Source organism: Streptomyces sp. NPDC003327 (genome assembly GCF_053589515.1).
Window position 1 is genome coordinate 1 of sequence record NZ_JBSFSA010000034.1, and the last position, 16465, is coordinate 16465.

Below are 16465 nucleotides of genomic sequence, written 5' to 3' on the forward strand. Positions count from 1 at the left end.
CGAGACAAGCCCGCTCCCCGCGGGCCCCCCCGCGCCCACCACGGGGGGGGCCCCCCCCGCGGCCGCGGGCACCCGGGCCGCACGGGCGGAACGGCCGGTCACCACCCCGCCGCGCGCGCCCCCGCCCGTGCCCGCGCCCGTGCCCGCTCCCCGGCGGGCCGCGGCGACGACGGCCCGGATCGCGTCCAGCTCACCGGCCAGCTCCGCCGCGGGCGGGAAGTCGTCGTCCCGCTCCAGGAGGACACCGGGCGGTGCCACCCGCCCCGCCAGATCGCCGAGGACGTCGAGGACCGGCCGCGGCACCGGGTGCGCGTGCGTGTCGTGCCAGATGCCGTCGCGCTCGACGCCGCCCGCCACGTGGACGTACGCGACGGCCTCCACCGGCAGTTCGGCGAGGGCCCGCGCCGGGTCCTCACCGCGGTTGACGTGGTTGGTGTGCAGATTGGCGACGTCGATCAGGAGCCGTACCCCCGTGCGCTCCACCAGCTCCGCCAGGAACTGCCCCTCCGTCATCTCCTCGCCGGGCCAGGCGATCAGCGCCGCGATGTTCTCCAGGGCGAGCGGCACCGGCAGCGCGTCCTGCGCGATCCGCACGTTCGCGCACAGCACGTCCAGCGCGTCCCGGGTGCGGGGCACCGGCAGCAGGTGCCCGGCCTCCAGACCCGGCGTCGCCGTGAGCGGCCCCCCCGCCCGTACGAACGCGATGTGCTCCGTGACCAGCGGCGCCCCGAGCAGCTCCGCCTTCGCGGCCAGCGCCGCCAGCCGCTCCGGGTCGGGGCGGTCCGCCCCGCCGAGCCCCAGCGAGACCCCGTGCGGCACGACGGTGACGCCGCGCTCCCGCAGCCGGGCCAGCGAGTCGGGCAGGTGGTCGGCGCAGATGTTCTCCGCGACGACCTCCACCCAGTCGACCCCGGGCAGCGCCTCCACCGCTTCCGCGATCTCGGGGCGCCAGCCGATGCCGATGCCGAGTTCCGTCATGTCCCCCTCCTTCGGTCCTCAGTGCTGACGTGATGGCCCCGTCGGCGACGTTCGAACCCCGGAGGGAGGACGTTCAGAGCTTCATTTGAGGTTCGGGCAGGTTCGGACGGGCCGACACCACCGTGCACGAGCCCGGCGCGATCTCCGTGAACCCCGCGTCCCGCACCACCGGCAGCCCGCTCGACGTCAGCGCCGGCCACTCCTCCGGCGCCGCCGTGCGCACCGCCAGCGGGAACCCGGCCTCGCGCCAGGCCTCGCGCGCGGTCTCCGACAGGGCCCACCACAGCAGCTGCGCGCCGTGCCCGGCCTGGGCCATCGCCTTGCCGGCCGACATGTCGAGCTCCGGGTTCAGCCAGAGGACCGCCGCCCCGTCCGGTACGGGCCCGGGCGCGGCCGGGTCGTCCAGATCCGTGCCCGACACCTGGAGCTTCGCCAGCTCCTTCGGCCAGCCGTCCAGAGGCACCGGCGGGAAGACCCGCACCTCCGCCGCCGCGCCCGTCACCGTGATGCCCGGCAGCGCGGCGGCCCTGCGCCACTCCGCGCCGCGTGCCCGGCGCACCACCTTGCGGATCCGGGCGTCCTCCCAGTCGGCGATCGTCCGCGCCCAGGGGCCCTCGCCGACCGAGCGGTCGTCGGTCAGCATCGCCAGGACGGCGCGGGCCGCGGTCTCCAGGGCGTCGGTACGGGCCGGGGGCGCGTCGCGCTCGATCCGCACCACCAGGGGCAGGACGAACTGCGGCTTGTCATCACGGGGATCGGTGTCGTTGCTGCTCACCCGGCAAGTCTGCCACCGGGCCGCGGGGCTCCTTGTTGTGGGGAAGGAGGCGGCCGGGCCAGGATGCCCCTCATGAAGCGGAAGATCGTCGCGTCGTCGGGCCGGGGGGCGGCGTGAGGCCGGAGGGTGACGTCGGGCCGGGGGGCGGCGTGAGGCCGGAGGGTGACGTCGGGCCGGGGGGCGGCGTGAGGCCGGAGGGTGACGTGGGGCTGGAGGGCGGCGTGCGGCTGGAGGGGGTGGGGCGGCGGCACCGGCCGCGCGGCCCATGGGTGCTGCGCGGTGTCGACCTCGTCCTGCCGCGCGCCCGGCTCGTCCGCGTGACCGGCACCAACGGCACCGGCAAGTCGACGCTGCTGCGGCTCGTCGCGGGGATCGACGCGCCCAGCGCGGGCCGGATCACCGGCCGCCCGGCCCGTACCGCGTACGTCCCCGAACGCTTCCCGGCCGCCCTGCCGTTCACCGCCGCCGACTACCTGGTCCACCTCGGCCGGATCCACGGCCTCGGCGCGGCGGAGGCCGCCACGCGGGCGGGGGAGTGGCTGGATCGGTTCGGTGCGGGCGCGCACGCCCGCACCCCGCTCGCCGAACTCTCCAAGGGCACCAGCCAGAAGGTCGCCGTCGCCCAGGCGCTGCTGGCCGCGCCGGACCTGCTCGTCCTCGACGAGGCCTGGACCGGCCTCGACGCCGAGGCGCGCACCGTGCTCGACGAGGCGGTCCGCGAGCGGCGCGCGGCGGGCGGCACCGTCGTCTTCGTCGACCACGACCCGCGCCGCCTGGCGGGCGAGCCGGACGCCGTCCACGTGGTGGAGGACGGCCGGGTGCGCGCCGCTTCCGGGCCCGTCGCCCCCGGCGCGCGCGTGCGGATCGTCGCCTCCGGCTCCGGGCCGCTGCCGCCGCCCGGGGATCTGCCCGGCGCGCCCGTCGTCACGCCGGGCCCGGACGGGGACGGCACCCGTGCGTTCTCCGTGGCCGCCGCAGACTCCGACGCCCTGCTCGGGGCGCTGCTCGGCGCCGCCTGGCACATCCACCACCTCGGCACCGAGAAGGGCGTACGGGTATGACGCCGCTGCTGCGCTACCAGTCCGGACTGCTGCTGCGCTCCCAGCGCTGGCTCGCGCCCCTGCTTCTGTACGCGGTCTTCGTCGGCGTCCTCGTCCGCGCGGGCGAGCCCGTGCTCGGCGGACTCGCGGTGACGGCGGCCGCGCTGCTCCCGGTGACGGCCTGGTCGGTGCGGATCTGCCTCACCCAGGAGCCGGCCGCCGCCCGGGCCGTCGTGGCCGCGGCCGCGGGGCGCTCCCGGGCCCACCTCGCCGCGCTCGCCACCGGCGCCGGATGGCCGGCCCTGATCGGGGTGGCCGCCGTCCTCGGCGTGACCGCCGTGAGCGACGGGAAGGGCGTCGCGCCGCTCGACGCCGCGACCGCCGGGCTGCTCGCCGCCCTGGCCTGCGCCCTGACGGGCGCGGCCGTCGGCGCCCTCACCAGCAGGCCCTTCGTCCCGGCCGCCGGCTGGTCCGTGGCCGCCCTGGTGCTGGGCTCGCTGCTCGCGCTGGTCACCACGGGTTCCCCCGCCCGGGAGGCGGTGACCGCGCTGATCACCGGCGACCGCACGGCGACCGCGCACCCGCCGTGGCTCGCCTGCGCGGCCGCCCTCGTCCTCGCCTCGGCCGCGGCGACCCTGGCCTGCCGGGCCACGTCCCGCCTGGAGTGACGGACGGGGCGACCCCTAACCTCGCAGCAGCTCCGAGACCTTCACGAAGCGGTAGCCGCGGGCCCGCAGTTCCGGGACGATGCGGCGGATCGCCCGCTCGGTGACGGGGGCGGCGCTGCGGGTGCAGTGCAGGACCACGAGCGAGCCCGGCCGCACGCCGTCGAGGACCTGGTCGGCGACGGCGTCCGCGTCCTTGGCGAAGGCGTCGCCGCTCACCACGTCCCACTGGACCGCCGTGACCCCGGCGGGCCCGAGGGCGCGCAGGGCGGTGTCGTCGTAGCAGCCGCCGGGGAAGCGGAAGTACGGCACGACGTTGACGGCCCCGGCGTCCCGGAAGGCGTCGAAGGCGCGCTGCACGTCGGCGGCCATGTCCGGCTCGGCGACCGTCGGCAGGCCGTAGCAGGGCGAGGCGAAGGCATAGTGGCTGTAGGAGTGGTTGGCGATCTCGAAGCGGGGGTCGTTGCCGATCGCCTTCGCCTGGTCCGGGTACTCCTCCGCCCAACGGCCCGTCATGAAGACGGTCGCGTCGACCCCGAGCCGCCGCAGGGTGGCGATCAGCCCGGGGTTGTCGAAGCGTTCGCCGCGAGCTGCCCGGGGGCCCTGGTCGGCGGTCATGTCGGCGTCGAAGGTGAGCGCGACGACCTTCTCGGCGCCCCGGCCGGCCCGTCGGGTGAAGACGGGGGCGAGGCCGCCCGGGCCCGGTGCCATGGTGGGCGGCGCGGCGGGTGCCGCCGCCGGCTTCCGCCCGGCGGCCGCCGCCCCGGCGCGGGGCGGCGGGCTCGCGGTCCCGGCTCCGGCGCTCCCGGCTCCGGCGCTCCCGGCTCCGACGGTTGTGGCTCCCGCGTCGGGGCGGGGGGTGTCGGCGGCGCCCCCGCCGCAGCCGACGAGAACGGAGCCCAGAAGGGCGAGCGCCGCCATGTTTCGTACAGAAATGGTCACATGCGGAAGCTAGTCGATCAGGTGGCAAGCAGACGCCTCCGGCACTCCGCCACGTCGAAGTCCGGCGGCGGATAGGCCGGGTCCAGTTCCTCCAGATGCGCGAGCAGCAGCTCGCTGATCGCCCAGTTCCGGTACCACTTCCGGTCCGCCGGCACCAGGTACCAGGGCGTCCGCGCCGTCGAGCAGCGCTCAAGGGCCGTCTCGTACGCCTCCCGGTACGCCGGCCACAGCGCCCGCTCCTCGATGTCGCCCACGGCGAACTTCCAGTGCTTCTCCGGGTTGTCCAGCCGTTCGAGCAGCCGGGCGCGCTGCTCCTCGTACGAGAGGTGGAGGAAGACCTTCACCACCGTCACCCCGTCCTCGACGAGCGACTTCTCGAAGCGTCTGATCTGCCCGTAGCGGCGGTCGACCGTCGCACGCGGAACGAGCTCGCGGACGCGGGCGATCAGCACGTCCTCGTAGTGGGAGCGGTCGAAGATGCCGATCTCGCCCGCCCGGGGCAGCGCCCGCATGATCCGCCAGAGGAAGGGGTGCTCCCGCTCCTCGGCGGTGGGGGCCTTGAAGGCGTGGATGCGGCAGCCGGACGGGTTGAAGAGGCCGATGACGTGCTTGACCGTGCCGCCCTTGCCGCTGGTGTCCATGCCCTGGAGGACGAGGAGCAGCCGTCGGCGGTCGCCGGCCGTGCTCGCCGCGTACAGCCGCTCCTGGAGCTCGGCGAGGCGCGGGGCGAGGGCGGCGGTGGCGGCGAGACCGGCCGCCTTGCCGGCGGGGCCCGCCGGGGTCGCGCCGGCGTCGTACGAGGTGAGGTCGACGCGCTCGCCGGGCGGGAGGCGCAGCACCTCGCGCAGGTCCGACGACCGCCGCCCGTCCGTCCGGCCCCGGTCCTTCCCGGCCGCGCGCTCCCCGCCCCCGCCCCTCCGCTCCCCGCCCCTCCGGTCCGCGTCCTTCTTCTCCGCGTCCTTCTTCTCCGCCATCGCCCGTGCCCTCCGTCGCCGCCGTCGCAGGCCCTCCCTCCGATCCTGCGCCGGACGAGGGCGGTCCGCGAGGCGGCCCGGGGGCACGGCCGGCGGCGTCAGCTCAGCACCAGGGGCCCGTCACCGCGAACGTCGTGCCCGGCGTGTAGCAGTTGACGTACATCGTGGCGCCGTCGGGGGAGAAGGTGACGCCCGCGAACTCGCCCCACTCCGGCGCCTCGGGCGTGCCGATGTTCTGCGCGCCCCGGGCCACCGCGTACACCTCGCCCCGGCGGCTCACCCCGAAGACGTGCTGGGCGCCGTCGCCGTCCTCGCTGACCATCAGGCCGCCGGTCGGCGCGAGGCAGATGTTGTCGGGCGTCTCGCCCGGCAGCCGGACGTCCGTGTCCGGGCCGAAGACGACGACGAGCGTCAGCCGGCGCCGGTGCGGCTCGTACTTCCAGACCTGCCCGAAGTGCGTGGCCCCCGAGCCGTCCGAGACCCGGGCGAAGGACGAGACGAAGTAGACGGCCCGCCCGCCCCAGTAACAGCCCTCCAACTTCTGCGCGTGCGTGATGCCCTTCGGCCCGAAGTCCTGGAACCGGATGGGGGTCGTGGCGGCCTGCGGATCCGGTACGGGGACCCACTCGACACCCTCGAAGCGCGCCCCGGCCTCCTGGACGACGGAGAGGTCCGGCACGCCCGGGACCCGCATGGCCTCCAGGGCGCCGCCCGCGCGCAGCGAACCGGTGCCGCCGAGCGGCTTGTGGGGCAGGAAGCGGTAGAAGAGGCCGAAGGGGCGCTCGAAGGCGTCCTCCGTCTCGTAGACGATGCCGCTCGCCGGGTCGACGGCGATCGCCTCGTGCGCGAAGCGGCCCATCGCGGTGAGCGGGACGGCTCCGGTGCGGCGCGGATCGGCGCCGTCGACCTCGAAGATGAAGCCGTGGTCCTTGGTGTAGCCGTTGGTGCCGGCCAGGTCCTCGGTCTCCTCGCAGGTCAGCCAGGTGTTCCAGGGCGTCGGCCCGCCCGCGCAGTTGACCGCGGTGCCGGCGATCCCGACGTACTCGCCCAGGACGTTGTTGCGCCCGTCGAGTTCGAGGACCGTGCACCCGCCCTTGGCGGCCGGGTCGTACGTCAGACCGGGGACGGTCGGGACGCCGATCTTCCCGGAGACCCGGTTCTCGTGGTTCCGCACGAGGTGGACGCGGCCGCGGCGGCCGGCGAAGGCGCCCATGCCGTCGTGGTTGCTGGGGACCGGGCCCTGTCCGGAGCGGAGCGGATCGCCCTGGCGGGAGAGGACCTTGTACGAGAAGCCCTCGGGAAGGTCGAGCAGGCCGTGGGGGTCGGGGACGAGCGGACCGTAGCCGGTCCGGCCCGTGTGGCCGCCGGCGGCGAGGGCGGTTCCGGCGAAGAGCTCGGAGAGGGCGCCGGAGAAGGCGATCCCGGCGGCGGTGGCGCCGGTGCGGGCGAGGATCTGACGTCGTGTCGCGGACATGAGGCAACGACCCACTTCCTGTTGGCGGACAGGCGGAACGGTGGTGTGCGTGCTGCGCGTGCTGTGCGGCGTGCGGATGTCACGTGTCACGTGCCGGTCATGTGTGACGTGTGACGTGTGACCCGCATGTGTGTACCACGCACAGTGGTGACACGTGAACCATGCGGGCCGCACGCGCCTCGCGTTGCCTCAGGTGGCGAAGTGTCAGATCAGTTCGGCGGTGAGCGTGATCGTCGTGCCGGTCAGGGCCTGGCTCACCGGGCAGTTCTTCTTGGCCTCCTCGGCCGTCTGCTGGAACTGCGCCTCGTCGAGGCCGGGCACCTCGCCGCGCACGGTGAGGTGGATGCCGGTGATGCCCTCGCCCGGCTGGAAGGTCACGTCGGCCTTCGTCTCCAGACGGGTGGGCGGGTTGCCCGCGCCGGCCAGGGCGTGCGAGAACGCCATCGAGAAGCAGGAGGAGTGCGCGGCCGCGATGAGCTCCTCGGGGCTGGTCTTGCCGTTCGGCTCCTCGGTGCGGGCCGGCCAGGACACGTCGTACGAGCCGAGGCCCGACGAGTCGAGGGTGACGACACCGGAACCCTTGAGGAGGTCGCCCTGCCAGACGGTGTGGGCGTGACGCACGGTGGCCATGGTGAATCCCTTTCGCTTGGGTATCACCCCCAACCTACTGCCCCACAAGCCCCTTTGCGTCACGCGCGAGGGCGGTGAGCCGGGAGATCGCCCGGAAGTACTTCTTGCGGTAGCCGCCGTTCAGCATCTCGTCGCTGAACAGTCGGTCGAAGGGCAGACCGGAGGCGAGCACCGGTATCTCGCGGTCGTAGAGCCGGTCGGCGAGGACCACGAGCCGCAGCGCCGTCGACTGGTCCGGGACCGGCCGGACGTCGGTGAGGCAGACCGCCGTCAGGTCGTCGGTGAGCGCTCCGTACCGGCTCGGGTGCACCTTGGCCAGGTGTTCGAGCAGGTGCGGGAAGTCGTCGAGGGACGCGCCAGGCGTGGCGTACGCCGTCTCCGTGACGACCTGGTCGGAGTGGGGCGCCGGCGCCTCGGGCAGGCCGCGGTGGCGGTAGTCCTCGCCGTCGATGCGGAGCGGACGGAAGTGGGCGGAGAGGCCCTGGATCTCGCGGAGGAAGTCGGCGGCGGCGAACCGGCCCTCGCCGAGCTTGCCCGGCAGGGTGTTCGAGGTCGCGGCGAGTGCCACGCCCGACTCGACGAGCTTGCCGAGGAGGCTGGAGACGAGGACGGTGTCGCCCGGGTCGTCGAGCTCGAACTCGTCGATGCAGAGGAGGCGGTGCTCGCTCAGCGTCTTCACCGTCTGCTGGAAGCCCAGCGCGCCGACCAGGTTCGTCAGCTCGACGAAGGTGCCGAACGCCTTGAGCGCCGGGTCGGCCGGGGTGGCGTGCCAGAGCGAGGCGAGCAGGTGGGTCTTGCCGACGCCGTACCCGCCGTCGAGGTAGATCCCGCGAGGCCCGGTCGGGGCGGCCGGCTTCCGCGCGAACCAGCGGCGCTTCCCGGCGCCGCTGGCGTGGGCGCCGCCGAGCCCCTCGGCGAAGGAGCAGAGCACCTTGACGGCGTCCGTCTGGCTGGGCTGGTTCGGGTCGGGGAGGTACGTGTCGAAGCGTACGGAGTCGAACCGCGGCGGCGGCACCATCTCGGCGACGAGCCGGTCGGCGGGGACATGGGGCTCGCGCGAGCAGAGCGAGAGCGGGGCCGCTGAGGCGCTCGCGGCTTCGGTAAGGGCACGGGTCGACACAGTTCCCCACTGTAAGCGCCATGTCAGACTTCCCGGATGCGACGCCTGTTCCCTGTGACGGACATGACAGCCCGCGAGGCCACCCACGGGACCGCGGCCGGAGCCACCCCGGTCGGTGTCTCCGGAACGCCCGCCACCCCCGCGGCGACCACGCCGGGCGGGGCCCCGGTACCGCCCGCCGGCGGCCCGGAGTGGTCCCTCGACGAGCTGGCCGAGGCCTACGCGTACCCCGAGGGGGACACCGCGTGGCTGCGGGCCAACATGGTCTCCTCCCTCGACGGCGCCGGTCAGCACGACGGGCGCTCCCAGCCGCTCTCCTCCGACGCGGACATGCGGATCTTCGGCACCCTCCGGGGCCTCGCGGACGTCGTCGTGGTCGGCGCCGAGACGGTACGCCTGGAGGGGTACCGCCCGGCCAGGGCCAGGGACGCCTTCGCCGCCCGCCGGGCCGCCGCCGGGCAGGGCCCCGCGCCCGTGATCGCCGTGGTCAGCGCCTCCCTCGCGCTCGACTTCTCGCTTCCGCTCTTCACCGAGCCGCTCGTCCCCACCCTGATCCTGACCGGGGCCGCCGCTCCCGCCGACCGGGTGACGGCGGCCCGCGCCGCGGGCGCGGAGGTGCTGTTCGCGGGCGAGGGCGCCGGGGTGGACCCGGCCAGGGCGGTGACGGTGCTCGCGGAGCGCGGGCTGCGCCGCCAGCTCACCGAGGGCGGACCCCGGCTGCTGGGCCAGTTCGTGGCGGCCGGGGTCCTCGACGAGCTGTGCCTGACGGTGTCGCCGACGATGACCGCGGGGGACGCGCAACGGATCGCCGGCGGGCCGTCGGTCGCCGTGCCGACACGCTTCGCCGTGGCGTCGGTGCTGGAGCAGGACGGCTTCCTCTTCACCCGCTACCTTCGGATCTGACAATCGGCGGAATTTCCCGTTCCGCTTAGCGTCCGCTGGGCACACTTACTCACGCAGACCCCGTGCGGGCACGGGGAAGGATGGTTTCCGCAGAAGGGCTCCTGAGGTGTTCACAAGCGTTCTGATGATCGAGAAGCCCCTGACGGCCGTCGACGTGGAATTCGTCACCACACTGCACGGCGACGAGGGCGTGTCCTTCATCGTTCTGATGCAGCCGCGGGGTGACCAGGCCGATGTACTGCTGCGTGCCATCGACGACGTCGCCATGGGCGAACTGAAGGAAGCCGCCCGGGAGGGCGAGGAACCGGAGGGCAGGGCGGCCCGCCTTCCCGCCGAGCAGGCCCTGGAGCTCTCCCTCCAGGCCCTGAGGGACGCCGGCTGCGAGGCGGTCGGCCAGGTCGTGGAGGACCACCCGCTGAACAAGATGAAGGCCGTGGTCGAGGAGGCCGGGGCCGACGAGGTGATCGTGCTCACCGCCCCGCACTACGTGGAGGAGTTCTTCCACCGGGACTGGGCCTCCCGCGCCCGGCACAAGGTCGGCGTCCCCGTCCTCAAGCTCTTCGCCCACAGCGACTGACCCACCGGCCCGTCGCCACCCGCCCGTGTCCGCGCCCCGTGCAGGGGGCGCGGACACGGGCGTACGGCGGGGAGGCGGGCGACGCGGACACGGGCGTACCGCGGGCGGACGGGTGCCGCGGGGCGTCCGGCGGGAGCCACTAGGCTGGAGCCTCCAGAACCACCACACCGGGGAGAGATCCACATGGCACCCGCCATCCCTGCCGCGATGGAACGGCCGCACTTCATCGGCATCGGCGGTGCCGGAATGTCGGGCATCGCGAAGATCCTCGCCCAGCGGGGCGCCAAGGTCGCGGGCAGCGACGCCAAGGAGTCCCCGACCGCCGAGGCGCTGCGCGCCCTCGGCGTCACCGTGCACATCGGGCACGCCGCCGAGCACCTCGCCGACGACGCCTCCGCCGTCGTCGTCTCCAGCGCCATCCGCGCCGACAACCCCGAGCTGACCCGCGCCGCCGAGCTGGGCATCCCCGTCGTGCACCGCTCCGACGCGCTCGCCTCCCTCATGGACGGGCTGCGCGCGATCGCCGTCGCCGGCACGCACGGCAAGACGACCACCACCTCCATGCTGGCCGTCGCCCTCACCGAGCTGGGCCTCGACCCCTCGTACGCCATCGGCGGCGACCTCGCGGGCCCCGGCACCAACGCCCTGCACGGCGACGGCGAGGTCTTCGTCGCCGAGGCCGACGAGAGCGACCGCAGCTTCCAGAAATACGACCCCGAGGTCGCGATCGTCCTCAACGTCGAGCTGGACCACCACGCGAACTACGCCTCCATGGACGAGATCTACGAGTCCTTCGAGGCCTTCACCGCGAAGATCCGCCCCGGTGGCACCCTGGTCGTCGGCGAGCACGCGGGCGCCCGCGAGCTGGCCCGCCGGGTCGCGGCCCGCGAGGGCCTGGACATCGTGACGGTCGGGGAGTCCGAGGACTCCGACGCCCGCATCCTGAAGATCGTCCCGAACGGGATGAAGAGCGAGGTGACCGTCGCCCTCGACGGCGCCGAGCACACCTTCACCGTCTCGGTCCCGGGCCGCCACTACGCCCACAACGCCGCCGCCGCCCTGGCCGCCGGAGCCCGCGTCGGCATCGACCCGGCCGAGCTCGCCCAGGCCCTCACCGCCTACACGGGCGTCGGCCGCCGCCTCCAGCTCAAGGGCGAGGCGCGGGGCGTCCAGGTCATCGACTCGTACGCGCACCACCCCACCGAGATGACCGCCGACCTGGAGGCGATGCGCGGCGCCGCCGGGGCCTCCCGGCTCCTCGTCGTCTTCCAGCCGCACCTCTTCTCCCGCACCCAGGAGCTGGGCCGGGAGATGGGCGAGGCCCTCGCGCTCGCCGACGCCTCCGCCGTCCTCGACATCTACCCGGCCCGCGAGGACCCGATCCCCGGCATCACGAGCGGGCTGATCATCGACGCGGCCCGCGCGGCCGGCGCCGACGTCACCCCCGTCCACGACAAGGCGACCGTCCCCGACGTGATCGCGGGAATGGCCCGCCCCGGCGACTTCGTTCTGACCATGGGCGCGGGCGACGTCACGGACCTCGGTCCGCTGATCCTGGCCCGCCTGGCGAACTGAGGGAGTGGACGAACCATGGCCTACGAGGTCGAGAAGTCGGACGAGGAGTGGCAGGCGCAGCTGACCCCGTCGGAGTACCAGGTGCTCCGGCTGGCCGGCACCGAGCCCGCCTTCCGCGGTGAGTACACGGACACGAAGACCGAGGGCGTCTACTCCTGCCGCGCCTGCGGGGCCGAGCTCTTCACCTCGAACGAGAAGTTCGAGTCGCACTGCGGCTGGCCGTCGTTCTACGACCCGAAGCAGAGCGACGCCGTCGAGCTGGTCGCGGACACCTCCCACGGGATGATCCGCACCGAGGTCCGCTGCGCCCGCTGCGGCTCGCACCTGGGCCACGTCTTCGAGGGCGAGGGCTACCCGACCCCCACGGACCAGCGGTACTGCATCAACTCGATCTCGCTGCGGCTGAAGCCCGAGGAGGGCTGACGCGGAGGGACGGAAACGGCGGCGAGGACAGGATTCGAACCTGCGTCCACCCGGAAGTCGAGCCGGGCGCTCCACCACAGAGCTTCCTCGCCGCCGCCGCGATCCTCCGCCGCCCCGGCTGCCCCGGGCAACCGATTAACCGGGAGCAACCGAAGCAGGCCGGCGTGTCGGCCGCCGCGACGGCCCCGCCCCCCTCGGGTGGCTCACAGCCACTCCTGGGCGGCGGCCCGCTTCCCCTTCCCGGAGAACACCCCGGCGGACCGCAGGGCGCTCGCCGTGAGGGGATCGGCGACGGCCACGCCGTGCACCAGTTCCGGCGTACGGCGGAAGGCCTCGGGGCGCGCCGCCGGGCGCGGCCCCGTCCAGCCGCCCGCCACCGGGTCCACGCCGTGCCGGGCACAGGCCGCCTCGACCAGGGAGCGCGGGCACTCCTTCTCGCCGCGCAGCACCTCCCACGGCCGGGGCAGTTCCGCCCACACGTACGTGTCGGGGTGCAGGCCCTTGCCGCTCCTGTGGTGCCAGTAGGCCACGTCGGCCGCCATCAGCCGCGGCACCTTGCCCGGGCAGACGCGGTCCAGGAGGTCCTCCCGGCCGAGTTCCGTCAGCAGGGCGAACCAGTGCGCCCGCGCGGTGCTCCACGCCTGGGCCGCCTGGTTCCACGTTGAGGAGTCGTCGCCGCGCCGCACCACCATGCTCGCCGGCTCGAAGCCGGAGCGGTTCCAGGCGTCCTCCAGGAGGTCGGCGACCTCGCGCAGGAAACGGTTCCAGCGCACGAGGAGCCGGATCAGCTCCTCGTCGGAGAGGTGCCCGAGCACCTCGGCGGCCGGATGCGCGTGTGCCACCGCGTACCAGTTCGTGCGCTCGGGCGCCGCGCGGAGCCGCTGGAACAGCGCGTCGGCGACCTCGTCGTACGGGCGCCGCTGCTTTCCGTTCGTGAAGATGCTGCGCATGTTCGCGCGGGCGGTGAGGTACGCGACGAAGGCCGCCGTGTCCGGGTCGGCGGCGAACACCTCGTACGGCAGGGTGTGCGCGAGTGAGCCCTTGCCCGTCATGACGACCTCGCGGCGCCGCTGCTCGTGCAGGAGCCGGGCCAGCTTGGCCTCCATCCGCCGCAGCAGCCGGAACCGCTTGTTGTACTGCCGCTTGGAGAGTTCGCCGAGCCCGGCGTCGGCGCGCTCGGCGCGGTTCAGCCGGTCGAGCCCGAAGTCGTCGGCGCCGTACGGCCGGTGGATCTCCTCGCCGGCCCGCCGGATCACCGCCTCGATCTCCGCGGGGTCGTCGCCCGCCGCTTCGGGCAGTTCGGGCACCGACGCGAACAGGGCGGCGGCGCGGCCCAGCTGGCGCTGCGCGCCCACCGGCCGGGCGAAGTCCTCGCGCAGCGAGGTGTAGCCGTGCCACAGCCGGGTCAGGGAGTGCGCGGCCGCCTTCTCCAGGGCGGCGGCGGTCGTCGGGTCCGGCTCGGTGCCGCGGGTGGCGAACAGGTCAAGGACCAGCTGGGCGACGTCCTCGGGACGCTTCCTGAGCCCGAGCGAGTCGTGCAGTGCGCGCAGGAGTTCCTCCGGGGGGCGGGGTGCGGCGGTCATGCGCCCCAGCCTGCCGAAACGTCGTCGGGTCCTCCACCGGTTATCCGGGCACCCGGGCTGATCGTCCGTCACCCGCTGTGGTAGGACTGTTTGACATCGCAAACAGTCTTTTCAACGGGGGAATGGAACGTGGCGGTCACGGTTCCGGACTGGGCGGACACCCTTCTCGATCTGATCGGTGTGGCCTGGCCGAATGTGGACGAGGACGCGTACCGCGAGATGGCGGACGCGTTGCGGGAGTTCGCGGACGATCTGGAGGACGACGGGCAGCTCGCGAACAACCACTTCGAGCGGTTGCTGTCCTCGGGGCAGGGCGAGTCGATGGACGCCCTGAACGAGCACTGGTCGAAGGTCAAGACCAAGCACATCAAGGACATCTCGGGTGCGGCGCGGACGATCGCGGGGGCGCTGGACACGGCGGCGGGCGCGATCGAGGGCATGAAGCTCGCGGCGCTGGTGCAGCTGGGGTACCTGGCGGCGGAGGCGGGCATCGCGCTGTCGCTGATCCCGGTGACGGGCGGCCTGTCGGCGCTGATCGGCGCGGGGGCCATGCGGGCCACGCAGGAAGTGATCAAGCGGCTGATCAAGGAGTGCGTGGAGGAGGCCGTCGGTTACGTCGTGGCGGCGATGACCGAGCCCGCCGTCGCCGCGCTCGAGGGCATGGCGGCGGACCTGGTCGTCCAGCTCGGTGCGGTGGCGATCGGGCTCCAGGACGGCGTGGACCTGGACCAGACGAAGGGCGCGGGCCAGGACGGGTTCAAGGAGGGCGTGCAGTCGGGCAAGGAGGCGATGCACCTCGCCTCCGCCGGAGGCGGCGGAGGCGGAGGCGGTGGCGGTGCCGGGAAGGGCAGCGGCCTGAAGGACCTGCACATCGAGCACGCCGAGCACACCCACGCCTCCACGCAGCTGAACACCGTCAGCGCCGGGATCCACGGCAAGACGGCCGGCAAGCTGACCAAGGCGAAGACGGCGCACGGACGGACGCGGGGACGCGACTCGATCGCGGACGCGATCGACCCGGTCGCGGACAAGGCCCTGGAGGCGCTGACCAAGGCCGCGAAGAACATGGGCGACCACCTCGGCCAGACCCTGCCCAAGGCCGTGAAGCAGATCTCGGTCGACCACAAGAACACCGACGACGCGCTGCGCGACCGGTTCGCCCGGCAGCGCAAGGGCGACCACGACAACGACGGCGCCAAGGGCGGCGGGGGCGGCGGCGGGAACGGCAACCCCCCCGGCGGAGGCGGCAACGGCAACGGCTCCGGCAACAACCCCGGCGGCAACCGCATCACCCCCGCCCCGCCCTGGCACGGCAGCTCCGCCGGCACGATGCGCCACCACCGCACGGACCCGCTCGACGTCAGCCACCTGACGCCCGAGCAGCAGCGCGAGGCGCTGGTCCAGGAGGCGCGCGACCTGGCGGACCGGGCCCGCAGGGCCGACCCGGACAACCCCGACGACCCCAAGCACCAGATCGACCTGGCCAAGACGCGGTTCCCGGTCGGTGAGCACCTCCTCAAGGACAACAGCTGTTCCGGCGGGCTGCTCCACGACGGCGTGGTGACGAGCCATTCCAGCGCGACCCAGTACGAGGGCAAGGACAAGCCCGACCTGCACCCGGGCGCGCAGCAGGTCTACGACGAGGTGAAGGCCGTCCACGACTCCCAGGGCACGCGGCCCGGAGCCGGCCACGGCAAGTGCGCGGAGGCGATGCTCCTGTCGGACCGGCTCCGGCAGCTCGACCCGTCCGGCACGTCCATCCGTACGATCGACCAGGTACGGGAGGCGATGGCCGGCGCACAGATGTACAGCGTGCAGATCGGGCGGGACAGGCGCGGACTCCTCCAGCACAACGACTACAAAGAGCCGTGCCCCTCGTGCGCGATCGCCCTCGACATCACCGGCATCAACGCCTACGCAGGTTAGGAGCCCCTTCCCATGCCCCATCTCCACGTCCCCGCGGACGTCGACGCCTGGTTCACCGAGAACGGCTGGTTCCCCGGCCGGCGGGCCGGCGAGCCGGCCGCGGCGTTCGTGGCGGCCGTCGTCGAGGAGAGCCGGAAGCGCGGGTTCCCCGTGGAGCCGTTCCCCGCCGCGACCGACTTCCTCGACGAGCACGCCGGGCTGCGCGTGGTGCACGACGCCCAGCGCGACGCCTACCTGGAGTTCACGCCCGTGCCCTACTGGGGCCACAGCTTCGAGGACATGGCGGAGCTGAGCCGCAACCTCGGCGTGCGGCTCTTCCCGGTCGGCTGGGACTCCACGGACGCGGAGCTGTACGTCATCGACGAGCAGGGCCGCTTCTTCTGCATGCACCACACCGGCGACTACTACATGGGCACCGGCAAGCACGAGGCGATGATCGGCCTGTACCGAACGCCCATGCAGGACGCGGAGGATTTCTATGTCTGACCTGGTTCCCGGTACGGCGGCGTCGCTGCTCATCCACGGCACGATCACCAGTCACACCAACCTCACCGGCGACGGCGAGCCGGAGCTCCACCCCGCCGTGCGGGAGTTCTTCGACGCGCTCCCGCCCGCCCTGCGCGAGCCCTTCGTCGGCTTCTGCGCCGAGTCCGCCCTCGTCTCCGACGAGCTGTTCGCCTTCGACCGGATGCGCGGCGACGGCCGCACCGCGGGCCTCGACGAGGCCGTCCCGCACTTCGCGGGCGCGGCGATCGTCGCCCGCAAGATCCGCCCGCACGGCGACCCGGAGCACGGCACCGAGGCCGATGTCTGCCGTTCCTGCACGGCGCTCCTCGACCGGCTGGGCATCACGATCCTCCACGACCAGGCATGAGGCGGA

16 protein-coding genes, 1 tRNA gene and 2 pseudogenes are annotated in these 16465 nt (G+C 73.8%); 10 read left to right on the plus strand and 9 right to left on the minus strand.

Translation table 11 applies throughout. From position 1 onward, the window contains the following. Both ACWDVG_RS23060 and ACWDVG_RS23065 read right to left on the minus strand, forming a co-directional pair. On the minus strand, positions 1-978 hold a 978-nt coding region (locus ACWDVG_RS23060), incomplete at its 3' end, for a DUF692 domain-containing protein (protein ID WP_451701304.1). A gap of 73 nt (positions 979-1051) precedes the next feature. Continuing rightward, positions 1052-1753: a peptidyl-tRNA hydrolase gene (locus ACWDVG_RS23065; protein ID WP_451701306.1), complete on the minus strand. Its 702-nt coding sequence runs from the start codon at positions 1751-1753 to the stop codon at positions 1052-1054. 221 nt (positions 1754-1974) lie between these two features. Here ACWDVG_RS23065 and ACWDVG_RS23070 point away from each other — a divergent pair, with 221 nt between their 5' ends. After that, positions 1975-2814 carry an ATP-binding cassette domain-containing protein gene (locus tag ACWDVG_RS23070; protein ID WP_451701426.1) on the plus strand — a complete coding sequence of 280 codons (840 nt, stop codon included), beginning with the start codon at positions 1975-1977 and terminating at the stop codon, positions 2812-2814. Beyond that, positions 2811-3461 carry an ABC transporter gene (locus tag ACWDVG_RS23075; RefSeq protein ID WP_451701307.1) on the plus strand — a complete coding sequence of 217 codons (651 nt, stop codon included), beginning with the start codon at positions 2811-2813 and terminating at the stop codon, positions 3459-3461. Before ACWDVG_RS23070 ends, ACWDVG_RS23075 begins: the two co-directional genes overlap by 4 nt. A gap of 15 nt (positions 3462-3476) precedes the next feature. Here the strand turns inward: ACWDVG_RS23075 and ACWDVG_RS23080 are convergent, their stop codons facing one another. From ACWDVG_RS23080 to zapE, 5 genes are all read right to left on the minus strand, one after another. Continuing rightward, positions 3477-4379 (minus strand): polysaccharide deacetylase family protein, encoded by a 903-nt coding sequence (locus tag ACWDVG_RS23080; RefSeq protein WP_451701428.1) that lies wholly within the window; start codon positions 4377-4379, stop codon positions 3477-3479. A gap of 38 nt (positions 4380-4417) precedes the next feature. Next, complete coding sequence (locus ACWDVG_RS23085) at positions 4418-5374, minus strand: PPK2 family polyphosphate kinase (protein WP_451701308.1); 957 nt, start codon at positions 5372-5374, stop codon at positions 4418-4420. 103 nt (positions 5375-5477) lie between these two features. After that, on the minus strand, positions 5478-6848 hold the full coding sequence (locus ACWDVG_RS23090; RefSeq protein ID WP_451701309.1) for an alkaline phosphatase PhoX: 1371 nt from the start codon (positions 6846-6848) through the stop codon (positions 5478-5480). A 204-nt stretch (positions 6849-7052) separates the two neighbouring features. Further along, a complete protein-coding gene (locus ACWDVG_RS23095) occupies positions 7053-7478 on the minus strand; it encodes an OsmC family protein (protein ID WP_451701310.1) in 426 nt (141 codons plus the stop codon). Between the two features lie 34 nt (positions 7479-7512). Continuing rightward, positions 7513-8598, minus strand: a complete 1086-nt coding sequence (gene zapE / locus ACWDVG_RS23100) for a cell division protein ZapE (RefSeq protein WP_451701312.1) — start codon at positions 8596-8598, stop codon at positions 7513-7515. A 36-nt stretch (positions 8599-8634) separates the two neighbouring features. On the opposite strand from zapE, the gene ACWDVG_RS23105 reads away from it, so the two are divergent. From ACWDVG_RS23105 to msrB, 4 genes are all read left to right on the plus strand, one after another. Then, the gene (locus ACWDVG_RS23105; RefSeq protein WP_451701314.1) at positions 8635-9501 is read left to right on the plus strand and encodes a pyrimidine reductase family protein; all 867 of its coding nucleotides are present in this window, start codon (positions 8635-8637) and stop codon (positions 9499-9501) included. Between the two features lie 106 nt (positions 9502-9607). After that, entirely contained in the window at positions 9608-10078 is a 471-nt protein-coding gene (locus ACWDVG_RS23110; protein ID WP_451701316.1) for an indole-3-glycerol phosphate synthase, read from the plus strand. Between the two features lie 183 nt (positions 10079-10261). Further along, complete coding sequence (gene murC, locus ACWDVG_RS23115) at positions 10262-11653, plus strand: UDP-N-acetylmuramate--L-alanine ligase (RefSeq protein WP_451701317.1); 1392 nt, start codon at positions 10262-10264, stop codon at positions 11651-11653. 15 nt (positions 11654-11668) lie between these two features. Then, complete coding sequence (gene msrB / locus ACWDVG_RS23120; protein WP_451701319.1) at positions 11669-12076, plus strand: peptide-methionine (R)-S-oxide reductase MsrB; 408 nt, start codon at positions 11669-11671, stop codon at positions 12074-12076. 19 nt (positions 12077-12095) lie between these two features. Here msrB and ACWDVG_RS23125 read toward each other — a convergent pair. Further along, positions 12096-12168: transfer RNA gene (locus ACWDVG_RS23125), tRNA-Ser, on the minus strand. A 111-nt stretch (positions 12169-12279) separates the two neighbouring features. Further along, positions 12280-13659 carry a hypothetical protein gene (locus ACWDVG_RS23130; RefSeq protein WP_451701321.1) on the minus strand — a complete coding sequence of 460 codons (1380 nt, stop codon included), beginning with the start codon at positions 13657-13659 and terminating at the stop codon, positions 12280-12282. 129 nt (positions 13660-13788) lie between these two features. Here ACWDVG_RS23130 and ACWDVG_RS23135 point away from each other — a divergent pair. The 4 genes and pseudogenes from ACWDVG_RS23135 to ACWDVG_RS23150 all read left to right on the plus strand — a co-directional run. Further along, positions 13789-14946: pseudogene (locus ACWDVG_RS23135) on the plus strand (WXG100-like domain-containing protein); the annotation flags it as partial. Positions 14947-15228: 282 nt separating this feature from the next. Then, positions 15229-15585 (plus strand): annotated as a pseudogene (locus ACWDVG_RS23140) (YwqJ-related putative deaminase); the annotation flags it as partial. A 12-nt stretch (positions 15586-15597) separates the two neighbouring features. After that, complete coding sequence (locus tag ACWDVG_RS23145) at positions 15598-16071, plus strand: SUKH-3 domain-containing protein (RefSeq protein ID WP_451701323.1); 474 nt, start codon at positions 15598-15600, stop codon at positions 16069-16071. Next, the gene (locus ACWDVG_RS23150) at positions 16064-16459 is read left to right on the plus strand and encodes a YwqJ-related putative deaminase (protein ID WP_451701325.1); all 396 of its coding nucleotides are present in this window, start codon (positions 16064-16066) and stop codon (positions 16457-16459) included. Before ACWDVG_RS23145 ends, ACWDVG_RS23150 begins: the two co-directional genes overlap by 8 nt. Positions 16460-16465: the final 6 nt, after the last annotated feature.